This window comes from Variovorax sp. P2_H12 (assembly GCF_056403395.1).
On sequence record NZ_JBFUFO010000025.1, the window covers coordinates 42,147 to 59,348 of the forward strand.

A 17,202-nucleotide genomic window follows, 5' to 3' on the forward strand; every position below is an offset into this window, starting at 1 on the left:
AAGCAGCGAACGTGAAATCGACAGCCGGAGGGGCCGTCAATTGTAAAAAAATGTTGCTAAGTCGTCAGGCCTTGGCGTACGCATCCAGCGGCACGCAGCTGCAGAACAGGTTGCGGTCGCCGTAGACGTTGTCGACCCGGCCGATCGGCGGCCAGTACTTGGCCTGCCGGAGGCTGTCCAGCGGGAAGGCGCCGAGCTCCCGCGAGTAGGGCCGCGTCCATTCGCTGCCGAGCAGGCTGGCGGCGGTGTGGGGGGCGTTGCGCAGCGGGTTGTCGTCCTTGGGCCAGATGCCTTCCTCGACGCGGCGGATCTCGCCCCGGATCGCGATCATGGCGTCGATGAAGCGGTCGAGCTCGGCCAGCGGCTCGCTTTCGGTCGGCTCCACCATCAGCGTGCCGGGCACCGGGAAACTCAGCGTCGGCGCATGGAAGCCGTAGTCGATGAGTCGCTTGGCGACGTCCTCGGCACTCACGCCGCTGGCCTCCTTGAGCGGGCGCAGGTCGAGGATGCACTCGTGCGCCACGTGGCCGTTCGGGCTCGCGTACAGCGTCGGGTAGTGGTCCTTGAGCCGCGCGCTGATGTAGTTGGCGCTGAGGATCGCGGTCTCGGTCGCCGCCTGCAGGCCCTTGGCGCCCATCATGCGGCAGTACATCCAGCTGATCGGCAGCACCGCCGCATTGCCCAGCGGCGCGGCGGAGACCGCGCCGACCGCGCCGTTCGACGCCAGCCCGCCGGTGACGTGGCCCGGCAGGTAGGGCACCAGGTCTTCCACCACGCACACCGGCCCGACGCCGGGGCCGCCGCCGCCGTGCGGGATGCAGAAGGTCTTGTGCAGGTTCAGGTGGCTGACGTCGCCGCCGAACTCGCCCGGGGCGGCCACGCCGACCAGCGCGTTCATGTTGGCGCCGTCGACGTACACTCGGCCGCCGTGCGCGTGCACGATCTCGCAGAGCTCCTTGACGCGGGTCTCGAACACGCCGTGGGTGCTGGGGTAGGTGATCATCACCGCGGCCAGCTTGTCGCCATGTTTCTCGCAGGCGCGCTTCAGATCGTCGATGTCGACATTGCCGTCGGCGTCGCAGGCCGTCACCACCACCTGCATGCCCACCATCTGGGCGCTGGCCGGATTGGTGCCGTGCGCGGACGACGGGATCAGGCAGACGTCGCGGTGCGCTTCGCCCTTCGCCTCATGGAAGGCCTTGATCGCGAGCAGGCCCGCGTATTCGCCCTGCGAACCGGCGTTGGGCTGCAGGCTGATGCCCGCGTAGCCGGTCGCTTCGCAGAGCCAGGCGCGCAGCTGGGCGTCGAGCTGCGCATAGCCCAGCATCTGCTCGGGCGGCGCGAACGGGTGGATGTCGGCGAACTCGGGCCAGGTGATCGGGATCATCTCGCTGGTCGCGTTGAGCTTCATGGTGCAGCTGCCCAGCGGGATCATGCTGCGGTCGAGCGCGAGGTCCTTGTCGCTCAGGCTGCGGATGTAGCGCAGCATCGCGGTTTCGCTCTTGTGGGTGTTGAACACCGGGTGCGTCAGGAAGGCGCTCGTGCGGCGCAAGTCCTCGGGCAGGCGCGGCGCCGCCGTGGCGGCGATGGCGTCGAAGTCGGGCGCCGGCGTGCCGGCCGGCGCGAACAGACCCCACAGCGTCACGACGTCGGCCCGCGTGGTGGTCTCGTCGAGCGAGACGCCCAGGTGGTGCTGCAGGCGGTGGCGCAGGTTGATGCCGGCGGCCTGTGCGCGTTCGTTGATCGCCTGCGTGTCGTCGCCGGTGCGGATCGTGAGCGAGTCGAAGGCGGTGCCGTTGACCAGCTCGCGGCCCAGTTGTTCGAGGCCCTGCGCCAGCACCGCGGTCAGCAGGGCGACGCGCTGCGCGATGCGGCGCAGGCCTTCGGGTCCATGGTAGACGGCGTACATGCTCGCCACCACCGCGGGCAGCACCTGCGCGGTGCAGATGTTCGAGGTCGCCTTCTCGCGCCGGATGTGCTGCTCGCGCGTCTGCAGCGCCAGCCGGTAGGCCGGCTGGCCGTGCGCGTCGACGCTGACGCCCACCAGCCGCCCGGGCAGCGAGCGCTTGAATTCGTCGCGGCAGGCCAGGTAGGCCGCATGCGGGCCGCCGTTGCACATCGGCATGCCGAAGCGCTGGGTGGTGCCGCAGACGATGTCCGCATCCCATTCGCCCGGCGGCGCCAGCAGCGTCAGCGCCAGCAGGTCGGCCGCGACGCAGAAGGCGGCCTCGCACTGGTGCGCGTGGCCGGCCAGCGGGCGCAGGTCGTGCACCTGGCCGGTGGTGGCCGGGTATTGCGCGAGCGCGCCGAAGAAGCCGCCGCTGGCCATCAGGTGCGGCAGCGTCTCGGAGGCGGTGCTGACCTTGACCTCGATGCCCAGCGGCGCGGCGCGCGTGCGGATCACCTCGATGGTCTGCGGATGGCAGTCGCCCGACACCAGGAACACGTTGCTCTTGCTCTTGACGCTGCGCCGGGCCAGCGTCATCGCCTCGGCCGCCGCGGTGGCCTCGTCGAGCATCGAGGCGTTGGCGATCGCCATGCCCGTGAGGTCGCAGACCATGGTCTGGAAATTGACCAGCGCCTCCATGCGGCCCTGCGAGATCTCGGCCTGGTAGGGCGTGTAGGCGGTGTACCAGGCCGGGTTCTCGAGCACGTTGCGCAGGATCACGCCGGGCGTGTGGGTGCCGTAGTAGCCCTGGCCGATGAAGTTCCTGGCCACCTTGTTCTTGGCGGCGATCGCCTTCAGCTCGGCCAGCGCATCGGCTTCGGTGATCGGCGGCGCCAGCCGCATCGGCCGGCGCCGGCGGATGGCCGGCGGCACGATGCCGTCGATCAGTTCGGCTCGCGTGGCCGAGCCGACGGCGGCGAGCATGCGGACTTCGTCCTCGGCTTCGATGCCGATGTGGCGCGCGATGAATTCTTCGGCGTTCTGGAGTTCGCTGAGCGAGGGGGAAGTGGGCAGCACGGGCGTCGGCATGGAAGGGTCCGGTCGGGCGTAGGGGTCAGTTGTCGGCGGAGAATTTCGCGTAGGCGGTTTCGTCGAGCAGCGGCTCGAGCTGCGCGGGGTCGCTCACGCGCACCTTGAAGAACCAGCCGGCATCCATTGGTGCGCTGTTGGCGAGCGAGGGATCGGCGCGCAGCGCCTCGTTGACCTCGGTGATTTCGCCCGACACCGGCATGAACACGTCGGCCGCAGCCTTGACCGACTCGACCACGCCGGCGACATCGCCCTGGGCGAAGCTCTTGCCGACTTCGGGCAGGTCGACGAAGACCACGTCGCCGAGGGCGTCCTGCGCATGCACCGTGATGCCGACCGTGACCAGCGCCGCGTCGGCTTCCTGCCGCACCCACTCGTGGTCCTTGGTGTACTTGAGGCTCATGAAAAACTCCTTGAAAAGTGTCTGGCTTGAAGAAATCGAGAAATCGAGAAATCGGGGGAGGCCTCAGCCCCGGTGGTAGCGCGCGGGAACGAAGGGCAGGGTGCTCACTTCCATCGGCACCGGCTTGCCGCGCACGATGGCCTGGATCCGTGTTCCGGGCTCGGCATAGGCCAGCGCGACGTAGCCCATCGCGACCGGCCGGTCGACGGTCGGGCCCAACAGTCCGCTGGTGACCTGGCCGATGGCCAGGCCGCCCTCGAAGGATTCGAGCATCGTGCCGTCGCGCACCGGAATGCGTTCCAGTGCCACCAGGCCGACCCGCTTGCGCTTGAGTGTCTCGTGGTCCAGGTGGCCGGCCGCGCCGTTGGCGGCGGTGAGCTGCGCCAGCACCCTGGCCGCGCCGGGGAAGCCGCCTTCGCGTGCGCCGCCCGTGCGCCGCACCTTCTGGATCGCCCAGCCGAGTGAGGCCTCGACCGGCGTGGTGCCAGCGTCGATGTCGCTGCCATAGAGGCACAGGCCGGCTTCCAGCCGCAGCGAGTTGCGCGCGCCCAGGCCGATCGGCTTCACTTCGGGCTGGGCCAGCAGCAGGCGGGCCAGTGGCTCGGCGTCGCGGGCGGCGACCGAGATCTCGAAACCGTCCTCGCCGGTGTAGCCGCTGCGCGTCACGAAGGCCGCGATGCCGCCGATCTGCACCGTGCCGCCGGTCATGAAGACGAAGCGCTCGATGCCGGGCGACAGGCGCGCCAACGCGGCCGCGGCCTGCGGCCCCTGGAGCGCCAGCAGCGCGTGGTCGGGCATCGGCAGCACCTGGCAGCGCTGGCCGATCCGGGCCGTGATGTGCGCGATGTCGGCCTGCTTGCAGGCGCCGTTGACGATCACGAACAGCGAATCCTGGCCTTCGTTGAAGAACATCAGGTCGTCGAGGATGCCGCCTTCGTCGTTCAGCAGCAGCCCATAGCGCTGCTTGCCGGGCGCCAGGCCGATCACGTCGACCGGCATCAGGCTCTCGAAGGCGGCGGCGGCATCGGGCCCGGCCAGGCGCAGCTGTCCCATGTGGGAGATGTCGAACAGGCCGGCGGCCTCGCGCGTGTGCTTGTGCTCGGCCATCAGGCCGGCGGGGTATTGCACCGGCATCGCGTAGCCGGCAAAGGGCACCATGCGGGCGCCGAGCTCCAGGTGGAGGCCGTGGAGCGGGGTCTTCTGCAGATCGTCGGATGCGGCGGCCAAGGGCGTATCTCCAAAGGGGCAGTCTAGTTCCATGGCGAGAAGCCATGGGCCACCCCTGCTGTCCGCTTTACCTGAGAGATTCGCCCCACGATCGGGGTTTGCTCCTTCGGTGGACGGACCGGCGCGACTGCGCGACGAACCGCCTCTCTCCAGCAAGGAAACGCCCGGGAACGGGCGCTTCGTCAGTCCTTTTGCCTGAGCGTTCGGGCCCGTGTTTCGAGGGACCTGCGCCTTCGGCGGTCCCATGGTGGCGGGACGCTCTCCTGACCGGGCGAGTGTAAGGGAATCGGCGGCCACCCGGCCGGCGTTTTTCAGTGCACGGCCGTCGAAGGCAGCAGCCGGTCGATGCGCTCGCGGATCGACTCGGCGCGTTCGGTGCCCGCTGCCTGTTCGATTTCGTCCAGCATCGCGCCCGCCACGGCCAGCATCGCGGTGCGGTCGCGGGCCTCCCGCAGCAGCTCGCGAAAGCGGTCGGCCAGCAGGGGATCGCGCCGCACGAACATGCGTTCGCACAGATCGAAAAGGAACATGCGCGTGGTGGCGAGCGAGCGCTTGCCGTCGAAGGCATCGGCCGCGGCCGGCGCGGGGTCGGCCGGCTGTTGCTGCTCCGGCGCCGGCACCGGCACGCGGTCGTGCGCCAGGGGGCCGCGATCCAGGAGGTAGCCTTCGCGCACCAGATGCAGCGCGACACGCCCGGCTTCGTCCCGGCCGCCGAACAGCTGGCCGAAGTCGGTCACCGACCGCTGGCCATCGGCCATCAGCAGCAGGGCGCGTTCGCGCTGGCCCAGGCTGCGGCAGCCGGGGCGGAGTTCATGGCGCGCCTTGTCGGTCTTGATGAGGAACATGGGATGCTGCGGCGTTCGGTGGTCGAGCGCCGCAGCATGGGCCTCTTGCGTGACGGCTTCGTGAAACCGTCCGCATCGGTGGGGTGCTACTTCGAGTAGACCAGGTCGCGCAAGCCGAGCGAGATGCCGGGCACGTAGGTGACCACCATCAGGCAGGCCAGGATCACCAGCACGAACGGGATGAGGTACGGCACGATGCGGTCGAGCGAGATGCGCGCCACGGTGCAGGCCGCGAACAGATTGACGCCGAAGGGCGGCGTGATCATGCCGAGCGCCAGGTTCACCACCATGACCAGCCCGAAGTGCACCGGATCGATGCCGAAGTGCATCGCCACCGGCGCCAGGATCGGCGCCAGCACGATGATCGCCGCGCTGGTCTCGATGAACATGCCGATCACGAACAGGGCGGCATTGACACCGAGCAGGAACATCGCCGGCGACTGCAGCACCTCCTGCAGCCAGCGGCCGATGGCGTCGGGCACGCCGGCGCGCGTGATCAGGAAGGCGAACAGCCCGGCGTTGGCGATGATGAACATGATCACCGACGAGGACACCACCGACTTGCGCAGCACCGCATAGAGTTCGGCCGGCCGGATCTCGCGGTAGATCAGCGTGCCGACGATCAGCGCGTACAGCACGGCCACCGCCGACGCCTCGGTGGGCGTGAAGATGCCGCCGTAGATGCCGCCGAGGATGATCACCGGCATCAGCAGCGCCCAGCCGGCGCGCCAGGTGGCGGTGCCGACGCCGAGCCGGCCGTCGCCGTCGTTCTTGCCCAGTCCCTTGAACTTGCAGTAGACGTAGACGAAGGCCATCAGGGCCAGGCTGATCAGGATGCCCGGGCCGAAGCCGGCGATGAACAGCTCGCCGATCGAGACCTCGGCGCTGACGCCGTAGAGGATCATCGGGATCGAGGGCGGGATGATCACGCCGAGTTCGGCGCTGGTGGCCTGCAGCGCGGCGGCGTAGCCCACCGGGTAGCCGTGCTTGATCAGCGCCGGGATCAGGATCGCGCCGATCGCGAAGGTGGTCGCCACCGAGGAGCCCGACACCGCGGCGAAGATCATGCAGGTCAGCACGCAGGTCATGGGCAGGCCGCCCTGCACGCCGCCCACCAGGCTCTTGGCGAAGTCGACCAGGCGGCGCGAGATGCCGCCGGTCTCCATCAGGTTGCCGGCCAGGATGAAGAAGGGAATGGCGGCGAGCGGAAACTTGTTGATCGCGTTGAACATCTCCTTGACGGAGATCAGCATGTTCGCGTTGGAGGCCTGGATGCCGAGCACCGAGGCCAGGCCGATGGAAACGGCGACGGAGATGGTGAGTGCGAAGCACACCACCATGGTCGTGATCATCACGGGGGTCATTGAGCGGTTTCCAGTTCGTTGCGCTTCGGGTCGATCAGGTTGGCGATGATGCCGATCACGCAGAACAGCCCGCCCACCGGCAGCGCCAGGTAGGCCCAGAACATCGAGACCGATTCGAGGCCGGCCATCGACTGCACGCTGCCGCGCTGCGCGTAATCCCAGCCCCACCAGATGATGACCGCGATCAGGGCCAGTGCGGCCAGGCACACCACCCAGTCGAGCACGCGGCGGACCTTCGGCGGACTCCAGCGGTAGAGCACGTCGACGCTGACCATCGCGCCCTGGCGGAAGGCGGTCGGGATGCCCAGGAAGACCATCCAGATCAGGCTGATGCGGATCAGGATCTCGGACCATTCGGCCGGTTGTTCGAGCACGAAGCGGGTGACGATCTGGAACACGCCGAGGGCGGAGGCGACCACCAGCATGAAGCAGGCGATCGCCATCGCCAGGCCGGTGGTCCAGCGGTCGAGTGCGAGGAAGGCGGATTTCATGGGCGCATCAGGGGTTCGGACAAAAAAACGCCCGCCAGCGCAGGCTGTGCGGGCGCGTGCGGCCGCGAGGAGTCGCGCGGCGGCCGGTTACTTGACGTCGCGGATCTTGTCCAGGTTGGCCTTGCCGAACTGCTTCTCGAAGTCGGCGTTGACCGGCGCCAGCGCGGCTACGAACTTGGCCTTGTCGACGTTGTCGATGACGGTCATGCCCTTGGCGCGCAGGTCGGCCACGCCCTTGGCATCGTCTTCGTCGACGCGGGCCCGGTTGGCCTTGATGCCTTCCTTGGCGGCGTCGAGGAAGGCCTGCTTGTCGGCGGCGCTGAGCTTGTCGAAGGTGCCCTTGCTCATCAGGAAGATGCAGGGCGAGTAGACGTGGCCGGTCAGCGTGAGGTGTTTCTGCACCTGGTCGAACTTGGCCGAGATGATGACCGGCAGCGGGTTCTCCTGGCCGTCGACCGTGCCCTGCTGGAGCGCGGTGAACACCTCGGGGAAGGCCATCGGCGTGGTGATGATGCCGAAGCCCTTGTAGGCCGCGATATGCACCGGGTTCTCCATCGTGCGCATCTTCAGGCCCTTGAGGTCCTCGGGCGCCTTCACGTCGCGCTTGCTGTTGGTCATGTGGCGGAAGCCGTTCTCGCCCCAGCCCAGCGCCTTGAAGCCCTTGGCGTCGAACTTGACCAGCATGTCCTGGCCGATCGGGCCGTCGAGCACCGCGCGCGCATGCGCCTTGTCGCGGAACAGGAAGGGCACGTCGAGGATCTTGGTCTCGGGCACGAAGTTCGGCACCGGGCCGGTCGACGAGAAGGCGAGCTCCTGGGTGCCGAGCTGCACCGCTTCGATGGATTCACGCTCGCCACCCAGCGAGCCGTTGTAGAAGGTCTCAACCTTGTAGCGGCCATTGGTGCGCTTCGCGACTTCCTTCGCGAAGGTGTCGATGGCGACGCCCTGGTGCGAGTTCTGCGAGGTCGAGATGCTGATCTTCATCGTCGTCTGCGCAAGGGCCGCGCTCGCGATGCCAAAGCCGAGGACCAGGCCTGCGGCCAGTTGGCTCAATTTCATGGGGGTGTCTCCTGAGTGGAAAAGAGTGCGGACCCAGGCCCGCAAGGCAACCTGCGACTATGCCGCAATCGCGAGCTTCACTGCGTCGGGATTTTCACGGACGTAGTCGTGGATCACCGTCTCGAAGCTGGCGTCGGCCTGCAGGCCGAGCGCAGCGGCGCGCGCGGTTTCGAAGTGCCCGGGCCAGGTCTTCACGATGCGCCGGATCGACGGGTCGGGCGTGCGGTCGAGCAGCGCGGTGGCGGCCGGGCCGGCCACGCGCGCCAGCGCCGCCGCCATCTCGCCCACCGTGGTGGCGAGCGAGGGCAGGTTGAGCGCGGTGCGCGGGCCCCATTCGGCATCGCTGGCCTCGGCGGCGCGCAGCAGGCCCTCGATGGTGCGCGCCGGCGAGGCGATCGCCACCGGCGTGTCGTCGGCGACCGGGCAGGCGGCGGGCAGGCCCGCCAGGGGCTCGCGGATCATGCCGCTGAAGAAGCCGGAGGCGGCGCCGTTGGGGCGGCCCGGCCGCACGCTCACCGTCATGAGCCGGACGCTGCGGCCGCGGATGAAGCCCTTGCGCGCGTAGTCCGCCACCAACTGCTCGGCGACGAATTTCTGGATGCCGTAGCTTGTCTGCGGCGTCGGCAGCGTCTGGTCGGTGATCACCGCGGGCAGCGGTTGCTCGGGCGAATCGCCGAAGACCGCGAGCGAGCTCGAGAACACCAGTGTCGGCACGGTGCCGAGCCGGCGGCAGGCGTCGAGCAGGGCATTCGTGGCGGCGAAATTGCTGCGCATCCCGAGGTCGAAATCGGCTTCGCATTCGCCGCTGACCGCCGCGGCCAGGTGGAAGACCAGCGCGGTGCCCGGCGGCAGCACGCGCTCGGGTGCGCTGGCGAGCAGTTCATTGAGGTCGCCGACCACCGCGGCGACGCGCGGATCGGCCGCGAGGTCGGGCGGCGGCGCTGCGCGGTCGACCAGGGTGATCGCCGTGATCGATGCGGGGAGGGCTCCGGCGAGTGAGCGTTGCGCGCCGGCGAGCAGGGTGCGGGCCAGCCGGGCGCCGACGAATCCGGCGCCGCCGGTGATGACGATGTGCATGTGCGAGAGCCTCCTTGGGAAGGGGAGTCTAAGGGGGCCCCCCGCGGCGGCGGCGCATGAAGGCTTCGATGGCTTCGAACAGCGCCTCGCTCAGCAGCGCCAGCACCGCGGCCGGCACCGCGCCGGCGAGCAGCAACTGGCGGTCATTGAGCGCGAGCCCGGTCACGATGCGTTCGCCGAAGCCGCCGGCACCGATGAAGGCGGCGATGGTGGCGGTGCCGATCGCGATGGTGGTCGCGGTGCGCACCCCGGCCAGCAGGGTGGGCAGCGCCAGCGGCAGCAGCACCACGCGCAGGTTCTGCCCGCCGGTCAGGCCCAGTGCCGTGCCGGCTTCGCGCAGGCCGGCGGGCACTTCGGTGAGCCCGGTCACGGTGTTGCGCATGATCGGCAGCAGCGAATAGAGCGTCAGCGCGATCAGCGCCGGCAGCGTGCCGATCACGCCGAGCAGCGAGATCAGGATCGCCAGCAGCGCCAGCGATGGGATGGTCTGCAGCAGGCCGGTCAAGCCCAGCACGAGGGCGCGCAAGCGCAGGTGCGCGAACACCGCGATCCCCAGGGGCACGGCGATCAGGATTGCGACGCCGACCGAGATGGCGACCAGCAGCAGATGCTGGCGAGCGAGCCGGCCCAGGTCGGGGCCGAACAGCTTGGCCATGAAGCCGCGGGCCGCGCCGTCGGTTGCGGCGGCGGCCTTTGCTCCGGGCTGCCCCGCCGCCAGGAAATCGCGCGCGATGACGTCGAAGGCCACGCCCTGCAGTTCGGCGCGCGCGTTCATCGCGATCATCGAGCGCTCGTCGATGCGGCCCCCGAGCATTTGCAAGGCGGCCCAGGCTTCGGGCAGCCGCGTCGGCAGGTCGAGCCGGTACAGCAGCACCGCGTCGTAGCGCGGGAAGTAGCGCCGGTCGTCCTCGAGCACGCGCAGCCCCAGGTGGTCAATCTTGGCGTCGGTGGTGTAGATGTCCATGACGTCGATCTGCTTCGCCGCGATCGCCTCGTAGGCCAGTCCGTGGTCCAGCCCGGTCGGCGTCTGGCCGAAGCCGTAGCGCGCGGCCAGGCCCTGCCAGCCGTCGGCGCGGCCGATGAACTCGTTCGAGAGGCCGAGCCGCAGATCCGGATGGCCGGCCAGGTCGCTCAGGGTGCGCACGCCGAGCCGCTCGGCGTCGGCGGCGCGCATGGCGAGCGCATAGCCGTCGTTGAAGCCGAGCGGCACCGCCACGCCGAGGCCGAGCGGCCGCAAGGCGGCGTTCATGGCTTCGAGCGTCATCGATGGCGAGCCCTTGAGGATCTCCAGCGCGATGGTGCCGGTGTACTCGGCGTAGAGGTCGATCCCGCCGGAGCGCAGGGCCTCGTAGACGATGGCCGTGTTGCCGAGCCCCTGCCGCACCACCGGTGCGACCGGAGTCCGGGGCGCCGCGGTCTGGGCCAGCACCTCGGCCAGGATGTAGGACTCGGTGAAGCGCTTGGAGCCGATGCGCAGCGGCTGCTCCTGGGCGGTCGAAGCCAGGGCGGCGCAAAAGAGGGCCAGGAAGGCCAGGGCGGCGAGCCACCTGCGACGAGGCAATTGCATCGGGCCAGTGTATCGGCGCGCGAAGATGCCGTTCTCCTACAGCCGATGGTGCGTCGTGCTGATGCTGCCCGGCACCCAGGCCAGCCATAGTGAGCGGATGCTGATCAACTATGTCCGCCACGGTCAAGGAAAGCCTCTGCTGCTGGTGCATGGACTGGGCAGCAGCTGGCACACGTGGCAAACCATCCTCCAACCTCTGGCCGCCGAACGCGCCGTGGTGGCGATCGATCTCCCGGGTTTCGGCAAGAGCCCGCCGCTGGCGGGCGAAGTCTCGGTGCAGACGCTGGCCGCTGCGGTGGCGCAATTCCTGCGCGAGCACGATCTGCTGGGCACCGATGCCGTCGGCAGTTCGATGGGCGCGCGGCTGGTGCTCGAGCTGGCGCGTCGCGGCGAGGTGCTGGGTACGGTGGTCCTGCTCGGCCCGGGCGGTTTCTGGGCCGGATGGGAGCGCCTGGCGTTCCTGGGCTCGATCCGCATGTCGATGCGCCTCGCGCGGACGCTGAAGTTCGCGATGCCGTCGATGGCCGCCCATGGGTGGTCGCGATCGCTGTTTCTGGCGCGGTTCTCGCCGCGCGCTCACCAGCTGTCGCCGGCTCTGGTGCTGGAGGAAATGCGCAGCTATGCCTCGGCCCGGTCCTTCGATCCGATGCTGAAGGATTGCATGCGCGGGGCGCCGCTGGAGGGCGCGCCCCTCGGGCGGATGCGCAGGCCGATGGTGATCGGCTGGGGCCGCCTCGATCGCGTCTGCCCTCCCAGGCAGGCGACACGCGCGCAACAGCTGTTCCCCGATGCGCGGCTGCACTGGTTCGAGCGCTGCGGCCACTACCCCCATTGGGATGCGCCGGAAGAGACGGCGCGGCTGATCCTCGAGACCACGGCCGACTGAGCGATATCGCCTCCGGCAAGAAGTGAAAAAAAAAGCAATGGCCAAGGACCCGCAGGCGACGCCGCTTGCCGAAGCGCACGGCGCCCGCGAATTGCCCTGCGTGACGGTCGAGAGCTACAGCCTCCAGCTGCGCGACAAGGACGGCTTCATCGGCGACCAGGCCAGCCAGACCGCCTTCCGGCAACTGCTGGAGCGCTGGCGCCAGCGCCGTCGGCGCAAGGGCAGGGACCCGCTGGGCGGCGCCCAATCGAAGGACCTCGGCAAGCGGGAACTCGACCAGGCGATCGGCCAGAGCGAGGCGTCCGAGGCTTCGGACGTGCTTCACGGCGCGATCGAGGCGTTCGCGCAGGAACTGGCCTGGGTGATCGAACGCTTTCTGCGCCAGCCGTCGTGGACCGGTGTGGAGCGGATCGTGATCGGCGGCGGATTCCCGGGCAGCGACGTGGGCGAGCGCGCCGTGCTGCAGGCGGCAGCCATGCTGCAGGACCTCAAGGTGTCGGTGGAACTGGCCCGGATCTGCCACGAGCCGGACGACGGCGGGCTGCTCGGCTGGGTGCACCTCGTGCCGCCGCCGGTGCTGAAGGGCCACGACGCCATCCTCGCGCTCGACATCGGCGGCACCAACGTGCGCTGCGGGATCGTCAAGCTGCGCAGGAAGCGCGCGCCCGACCTGTCGAAAGCCAAGGTGATGCGGCGCGAGAAATGGCGCCACGCCGACGAGCGACCGAGCCGCACGCTGCTGATCGACCGCCTGGCCGAAATGCTCGAGGCGCAGATCCGCTACGGCAGGAAGAAGGGCATCCGCCTGGCGCCCTTCATCGGCATCGCCTGCCCGGGCCTGATCCGCAAGGACGGCTCGATCTCGCGCGGCGCGCAGAACCTGCCGGGCGACTGGGACAGCGACAGCTTCCACCTGCCGAGCGAGCTGTGCAAGAAGATCCCGGCCATCGCCGGGGCGCCGACCGTGGCGCTGCTGCACAACGATGCGGTGGTGCAGGGCCTGAGCGAATTGCCGTTCATGCAGGACGTGAAGCGCTGGGCGGTGCTGACGATCGGCACCGGGCTGGGCAATGCCAGCTACACCAACAAGCCGAAGTAGGCGCGTCCATCGGGCCGCCGCATCGGCGGCCGCGACCGACCGCCGTCAGCCGAGTTCCCGGCCGAAGAAGCGCAGCGTGCGGTCCCAGGCGAGCTGGGCCCAGACGGCGTCGTATTGCGTGATGGGGATCCGGCCCGGGCCTTGCGCGGTTTCGTTGGCGAAGGCGTGATGGGCCTGGTAGCGATGCCCTTCATAGCGCACGCCCGCCGCGCTCAGCTTCTCTTCGAGGGCATCGACACCCGCAATGGCGAACGCCGCGTCCTGCGTGGCCCAATGCGCCATCAGCGGCACGGTGATCTTCGAGGCATCGACATACTCCAGCGGCGGGTAGCCATACCAGATCACACCGGCATCGGCCTCGGACGCCATCGACGAGGCCAGCAGGGTCAGCGCGCCGCCCATGCAGTAGCCGGTGACGCCCACCTTGCCGCCGCGCGCCTTCAGATACTGCAGCGCGCCGCGCACGTCCTGCGAGGCCGCGTCGGCGAAGTTCAGCCCGCTCATCAGATGGTGGGCTTCCTCGGCCTCGACGGTCTTCTTTCCGCGATAGAGATCGGGCACCAGCGCGGTGAAGCCGGCTTGCGCGAATCGCTGGGCCACACCGAGGATCTGGTCGTTCAATCCCCACCACTCCTGGATCACGACCACCGACCCGAAGGCCTTCTCGGCCTCGGCCAGATAACCTCGCACCGCGCCGCCATCCGGGCGCTTGAATTCGATCATGGTTCCCATGAGTCTCTCCTGATGTTGGGGTCAAGACAGGGAGTATCGGACATGGGGCATGTTCGCGTGCATCGCTCAAAGCTGGAAGGCGATCGTGAGCAGCAGCCCCTCGGCGACGTCGCGCAGCAGCCCCGGCGTGCGTGCCCGGTAGGTCTCGCCGGCCGAGGCGGTGGTCTCGATCCATTGCGCCAGCCAGTCGATCTCGCCGCGGCCGTAGAACACCACCGCCGCCTCGTGGTTGAGCAACAGGCTGCGCAGGTCGAGATTGATCGAGCCGCACAGCGCCAGGTCGTCGTCCATCACCACCGCCTTGGCATGGGCCATGAAGGGCAGCATCCTGAAGAGCACGCCGGCGCGCGCCAGGTCGCGCATGGTGCGGGCGCGCACGAAGTCGGCCAGGCGATGGTTCGAGTGCGCCGGAATCGCGATCGTCACCTGCACGCCGCGCCGGGCCGCCAGCCGCAGCGCATCGCGCAGGCCGTCGCCGGGCACGAAGTAGGGCGTGACCGCGAGCAGGCGATGCTCGGCGCGGAAGCAGGCGTCGATCAGCAGTGCCTGGGCCGTGTCCTCGGTCTGGTCGGGTCCGCTGGGCAGGAACTGCGCCGGGCTGCCGTCGCTGCGTGGTCCCGTGTCGGCGGCGATGATGCGCGACGTGCGGCCGCGCACCGAGGTCCAGTCGTGGTCGAACTGGCGTGCCGCCGCGGTCGCCACGTCGCCCCGGAGGTCGAAGGACAGGTCGCGCCAGGCCACCGGATGGGCATCGTTGCCGACGAAGTACTCGCCCGCGAGGTTCCTGCCGCCGGACCAGAGCCAGCCGTCGTCCGCGATCGTGAGCTTGCGGTGATTGCGCAGGTTGCGCGGGCCGCTGCGGCGCAGGCTGAAGATCGGGCGGAACACCGCCACCTCGGCGCCTGCATCGCGCAACGAATCGAAGTGCGAGCGCGGCAGCGACAGCGCGCCGAAGCCGTCGAGCAGCACCCGCACCTTGATGCCCCCGCGCGCTCGGCGCGAGAGCCGGTTGATCACCTCGTGCCCGAGCGCGTCGTCGCCGATGATGAACGTCGAGACGTCGACGGAATGCCGCGCGCCCTCGATCACCTCGAACAGCGCATCGCGCGCGGCGGCGCCGTCGGAATGAAGTCGCACGTCGCAGCGGCTGGGCGCGGCGAGGCCGAAACTCTCGACCAGGTCGGCCGCCCAGTGGCCCGCCGGCGCCGAACGCGGCGGCCGCGGCGTGCCCACGGGCCGCAGCTTGCGCTGGCCGAACACCAGGTACATCGGCAGGATCACATAGGGAAGCAGCGCGAGACCCATGACCCACGCGATGGCGGTGGTGGGCGCGCGCTGCTCGCGCCGCGCGCGGGTGGTGAGCACATAGACCAGCAGCGCGAAGGTCACCACCAGCAGGTGCTGCGATGGCGAGGGCAGCCAGTCGAGCAGGTCGTCGATGCGGTTCACGTGCGGAGAAGCGCCTGCAGGTAGGGCGGCACCGGACGCCCCTGCGATGCCAGGAACTGCATCATGGGTCCGACCACTTCGCGCACCGGGCCGCGCGCGCCCACGCGCTCGCGCCAGGCGAGCAGCCGGGGCGTGGCCCCGGTCATGGGAGCGCCCTTGCGTTCGGCGAACACCTGCGCCATGTAGAAGGCGATGTCGGCGAAGGAGTAGCCGCCGGCCAGGTAGTCACGCCCGGCCAGCAAGACTTCGAGCTCGGCGTAGAACGCCGTGCAGCCGGCGCAGGCCGCGAGCGCTGCCGGACTCTGCATCTCCTGCTGCAGCCCGAAGAGCCTGATCACATGAGGAAAGAAGACCTCGTCCGACATCAGTTCGAGCTGGCGGGCGCGCGCCCGGGCCGCGACTTCGCGAGGCCACAGCGCCGGCTCCGGCACGCGGTCCTCCAGGTACTCGAAGATCTGCGTCGAGTCGAACAGCTCGACCTCGCCGTCGATCAGCACCGGCACCTGCCGCTTGGGATTGACCCGAAGCACCTCGGGGTGCTTGGGCAGGTAGTGGTCGTCGCGGTCGAAAGGCACCATGACGCAGTCGAGGGCGACGCCCTTCTCGAGCGCCGCGATCTGCGCCTTGGCGCCGAACATGCTGAGGGGACCGGTGAAGAGCTTCATGGACACAGAGCCTACTTCACCCCGACCCCAATTCAAACCGGCCAGTGAAGCGAGGCCCTTTCGTGAAACACCGCGGAACTGGCTTTGCCAGGCCGCTGGTGTTGCCCCCGGCAGGGGGTGGGAGGGCTACACGAAGTGAGCCCGACCTGGGGGCGAGCTTTTACCCCCAGACTTCCTGGGCCGTCTCGACCACCAGCCGCAGCTTGGCGCGCTGCGCCTCGACCGCGATGTTGTTGCCATGCACCGTGCTGGAAAAGCCGCACTGCGGCGACAGCGCGAGCTGGTCGAGCGAGACGTACTTGGCGGCGGCTTCGATGCGGGCCTTGAGCTCGTCCTTGTCCTCCATTTCGCCGAACTTGGTGGTCACCAGGCCCAGCACCACGGTCTTGCCCTTGGGCAGGAAGCGCAGCGGCCGGAAGTCGCCCGAGCGGGCGTCGTCGTACTCGAGGAAGTAGGCATCGAGGTCCATCTCCTTGAGCAGCGCCTCGGCCACCGGCTCGTAGTTGCCGGCCGCCGCGTGGGTGCTCTTGAAATTGCCGCGGCACAGGTGCATGGCGAGGAGCATGCCTTCGGGCTTCTGCGCCACCACCTTGTTGATGAAGGCGGCATAGCGGTGCGGCAGCTCGTTGGGGTCGTCGCCGCGCTGGCGGGCGGCCTCGCGCATCTTCTCGTCGCACAGGTAGGCGAGGTTGGTGTCGTCCATCTGCACGTAGGTGCAGCCGGCCGCGGCCAGCGAGCGCAATTCGTCGCCGTAGGCCCTGGCGACGTCGTCGTAGAACACCGGGTCGAGCTCGGGGTAGGCCTCGCGGCTGATGCCGGCGCGGCCGCCGCGGAAGTGCAGCATGGTGGGCGAGGGGATCGTGACCTTGGGCGTGTTGCCCGCCGACACCTGGCTCTTGAGGTATTCGAAGTCCGCGAGCTGGATGTTCTTGGCATGAACGACCTTGTCGATCACGCGCATCACGGGCGGCGCCAGTTCCTCGGTGCCGTCGGGCTTGCGGATCGTGACCGGGATGTCGGTCTTCACGCCGCCCAGTTGCTCCAGAAAGTCGATGTGGAAATAGGTGCGGCGGAACTCGCCGTCGGTGATGCTCTTGAGGCCGATGTCTTCCTGGAATTTGACGATCTCGGTGATCGCCTTGTCTTCGACCTTGCGAAGCTGTTCGGGCGTGATCTCGCCCTTGGCCTTCTGCTCGCGCGCTTCGAGCAGGTACCGGGGGCGCAGGAAGCTGCCGACGTGGTCGTAGCGGGCAGGCAGGGCGGCGTGCTGGGACATGGGTGGGCTCCGTCGAATCTGGAAAAGAACGGTCGATCGTATCCGGACAGTGAACCCCTTCGCTGGATACAGAAAGATCGGTATT

General features: G+C 69.0%; 15 protein-coding genes and 2 riboswitches. Of the genes, 2 read left to right on the plus strand and 13 right to left on the minus strand.

Translation table 11 applies throughout. The features are described 5' to 3' along the window. Nucleotides 1–64: 64 nt before the first annotated feature. The 9 genes from gcvP to AC1DYK_RS19235 form a co-directional block, all read right to left on the minus strand. On the minus strand, nt 65–2,977 hold the full coding sequence (gene gcvP / locus AC1DYK_RS19195) for an aminomethyl-transferring glycine dehydrogenase (protein ID WP_478167749.1): 2,913 nt from the start codon (nt 2,975–2,977) through the stop codon (nt 65–67). Between the two features lie 25 nt (nt 2,978–3,002). Further along, nucleotides 3,003–3,380 (minus strand): glycine cleavage system protein GcvH, encoded by a 378-nt coding sequence (gene gcvH, locus AC1DYK_RS19200; protein ID WP_478094045.1) that lies wholly within the window; start codon nt 3,378–3,380, stop codon nt 3,003–3,005. 63 nt (nt 3,381–3,443) lie between these two features. Beyond that, on the minus strand, nt 3,444–4,607 hold the full coding sequence (gene gcvT, locus AC1DYK_RS19205) for a glycine cleavage system aminomethyltransferase GcvT (protein WP_478167750.1): 1,164 nt from the start codon (nt 4,605–4,607) through the stop codon (nt 3,444–3,446). Between the two features lie 48 nt (nt 4,608–4,655). After that, a riboswitch (glycine riboswitch) is annotated at nt 4,656–4,770 on the minus strand. Between the two features lie 18 nt (nt 4,771–4,788). Then, a riboswitch (glycine riboswitch) is annotated at nt 4,789–4,875 on the minus strand. Nucleotides 4,876–4,918: 43 nt separating this feature from the next. Continuing rightward, nucleotides 4,919–5,452, minus strand: a complete 534-nt coding sequence (locus AC1DYK_RS19210; RefSeq protein WP_478167751.1) for a hypothetical protein — start codon at nt 5,450–5,452, stop codon at nt 4,919–4,921. A gap of 86 nt (nt 5,453–5,538) precedes the next feature. Beyond that, the gene (locus tag AC1DYK_RS19215; RefSeq protein WP_478167752.1) at nt 5,539–6,816 is read right to left on the minus strand and encodes a TRAP transporter large permease; all 1,278 of its coding nucleotides are present in this window, start codon (nt 6,814–6,816) and stop codon (nt 5,539–5,541) included. After that, the gene (locus AC1DYK_RS19220; RefSeq protein ID WP_478167753.1) at nt 6,813–7,307 is read right to left on the minus strand and encodes a TRAP transporter small permease; all 495 of its coding nucleotides are present in this window, start codon (nt 7,305–7,307) and stop codon (nt 6,813–6,815) included. Before AC1DYK_RS19220 ends, AC1DYK_RS19215 begins: the two co-directional genes overlap by 4 nt. An 87-nt stretch (nt 7,308–7,394) precedes the next feature. Further along, the gene (locus AC1DYK_RS19225; protein ID WP_478094620.1) at nt 7,395–8,366 is read right to left on the minus strand and encodes a TRAP transporter substrate-binding protein; all 972 of its coding nucleotides are present in this window, start codon (nt 8,364–8,366) and stop codon (nt 7,395–7,397) included. Nucleotides 8,367–8,423: 57 nt separating this feature from the next. Continuing rightward, complete coding sequence (gene denD / locus AC1DYK_RS19230; RefSeq protein WP_478167754.1) at nt 8,424–9,443, minus strand: D-erythronate dehydrogenase; 1,020 nt, start codon at nt 9,441–9,443, stop codon at nt 8,424–8,426. Between the two features lie 28 nt (nt 9,444–9,471). Then, nucleotides 9,472–11,010 (minus strand): ABC transporter permease/substrate-binding protein, encoded by a 1,539-nt coding sequence (locus AC1DYK_RS19235; protein ID WP_478167755.1) that lies wholly within the window; start codon nt 11,008–11,010, stop codon nt 9,472–9,474. A 25-nt stretch (nt 11,011–11,035) separates the two neighbouring features. Between AC1DYK_RS19235 and AC1DYK_RS19240 the strand changes: the two genes are divergently transcribed. Further along, the gene (locus AC1DYK_RS19240; RefSeq protein WP_478167756.1) at nt 11,036–11,896 is read left to right on the plus strand and encodes an alpha/beta fold hydrolase; all 861 of its coding nucleotides are present in this window, start codon (nt 11,036–11,038) and stop codon (nt 11,894–11,896) included. Between the two features lie 22 nt (nt 11,897–11,918). Beyond that, the gene (locus AC1DYK_RS19245; protein ID WP_478167757.1) at nt 11,919–12,995 is read left to right on the plus strand and encodes an ROK family protein; all 1,077 of its coding nucleotides are present in this window, start codon (nt 11,919–11,921) and stop codon (nt 12,993–12,995) included. 45 nt (nt 12,996–13,040) lie between these two features. Here the strand turns inward: AC1DYK_RS19245 and AC1DYK_RS19250 are convergent, their stop codons facing one another. The 4 genes from AC1DYK_RS19250 to AC1DYK_RS19265 all read right to left on the minus strand — a co-directional run bounded on the left by AC1DYK_RS19250 (nt 13,041) and on the right by AC1DYK_RS19265 (nt 17,117). After that, a complete protein-coding gene (locus AC1DYK_RS19250; RefSeq protein ID WP_478167948.1) occupies nt 13,041–13,718 on the minus strand; it encodes a dienelactone hydrolase family protein in 678 nt (225 codons plus the stop codon). Between the two features lie 75 nt (nt 13,719–13,793). Then, a complete protein-coding gene (locus tag AC1DYK_RS19255) occupies nt 13,794–15,176 on the minus strand; it encodes a phospholipase D-like domain-containing protein (protein WP_478167758.1) in 1,383 nt (460 codons plus the stop codon). Next, nucleotides 15,173–15,841 (minus strand): glutathione S-transferase family protein, encoded by a 669-nt coding sequence (locus AC1DYK_RS19260; RefSeq protein ID WP_478167759.1) that lies wholly within the window; start codon nt 15,839–15,841, stop codon nt 15,173–15,175. Before AC1DYK_RS19260 ends, AC1DYK_RS19255 begins: the two co-directional genes overlap by 4 nt. Nucleotides 15,842–16,001: 160 nt before the next feature. Further along, nucleotides 16,002–17,117: a 5-methyltetrahydropteroyltriglutamate--homocysteine S-methyltransferase gene (locus AC1DYK_RS19265; protein ID WP_478167760.1), complete on the minus strand. Its 1,116-nt coding sequence runs from the start codon at nt 17,115–17,117 to the stop codon at nt 16,002–16,004. Nucleotides 17,118–17,202 lie beyond the last annotated feature (85 nt).

Bases quoted from the DNA above. Each gene is read 5' to 3' on its own strand.
- AC1DYK_RS19240 (WP_478167756.1), top strand. From the start codon at position 11,036: ATGCCGTTCTCCTACAGCCGATGGTGCGTCGTGCTGATGCTGCCCGGC.
- gcvH (WP_478094045.1), bottom strand. From the start codon at position 3,380: ATGAGCCTCAAGTACACCAAGGACCACGAGTGGGTGCGGCAGGAAGCC.
- AC1DYK_RS19210 (WP_478167751.1), bottom strand. From the start codon at position 5,452: ATGTTCCTCATCAAGACCGACAAGGCGCGCCATGAACTCCGCCCCGGC.
- AC1DYK_RS19215 (WP_478167752.1), bottom strand. From the start codon at position 6,816: ATGACCCCCGTGATGATCACGACCATGGTGGTGTGCTTCGCACTCACC.
- denD (WP_478167754.1), bottom strand. From the start codon at position 9,443: ATGCACATCGTCATCACCGGCGGCGCCGGATTCGTCGGCGCCCGGCTG.
- AC1DYK_RS19225 (WP_478094620.1), bottom strand. From the start codon at position 8,366: ATGAAATTGAGCCAACTGGCCGCAGGCCTGGTCCTCGGCTTTGGCATC.
- AC1DYK_RS19250 (WP_478167948.1), bottom strand. From the start codon at position 13,718: ATGATCGAATTCAAGCGCCCGGATGGCGGCGCGGTGCGAGGTTATCTG.
- AC1DYK_RS19235 (WP_478167755.1), bottom strand. From the start codon at position 11,010: ATGCAATTGCCTCGTCGCAGGTGGCTCGCCGCCCTGGCCTTCCTGGCC.
- gcvP (WP_478167749.1), bottom strand. From the start codon at position 2,977: ATGCCGACGCCCGTGCTGCCCACTTCCCCCTCGCTCAGCGAACTCCAG.
- AC1DYK_RS19220 (WP_478167753.1), bottom strand. From the start codon at position 7,307: ATGAAATCCGCCTTCCTCGCACTCGACCGCTGGACCACCGGCCTGGCG.
- AC1DYK_RS19260 (WP_478167759.1), bottom strand. From the start codon at position 15,841: ATGAAGCTCTTCACCGGTCCCCTCAGCATGTTCGGCGCCAAGGCGCAG.
- AC1DYK_RS19265 (WP_478167760.1), bottom strand. From the start codon at position 17,117: ATGTCCCAGCACGCCGCCCTGCCTGCCCGCTACGACCACGTCGGCAGC.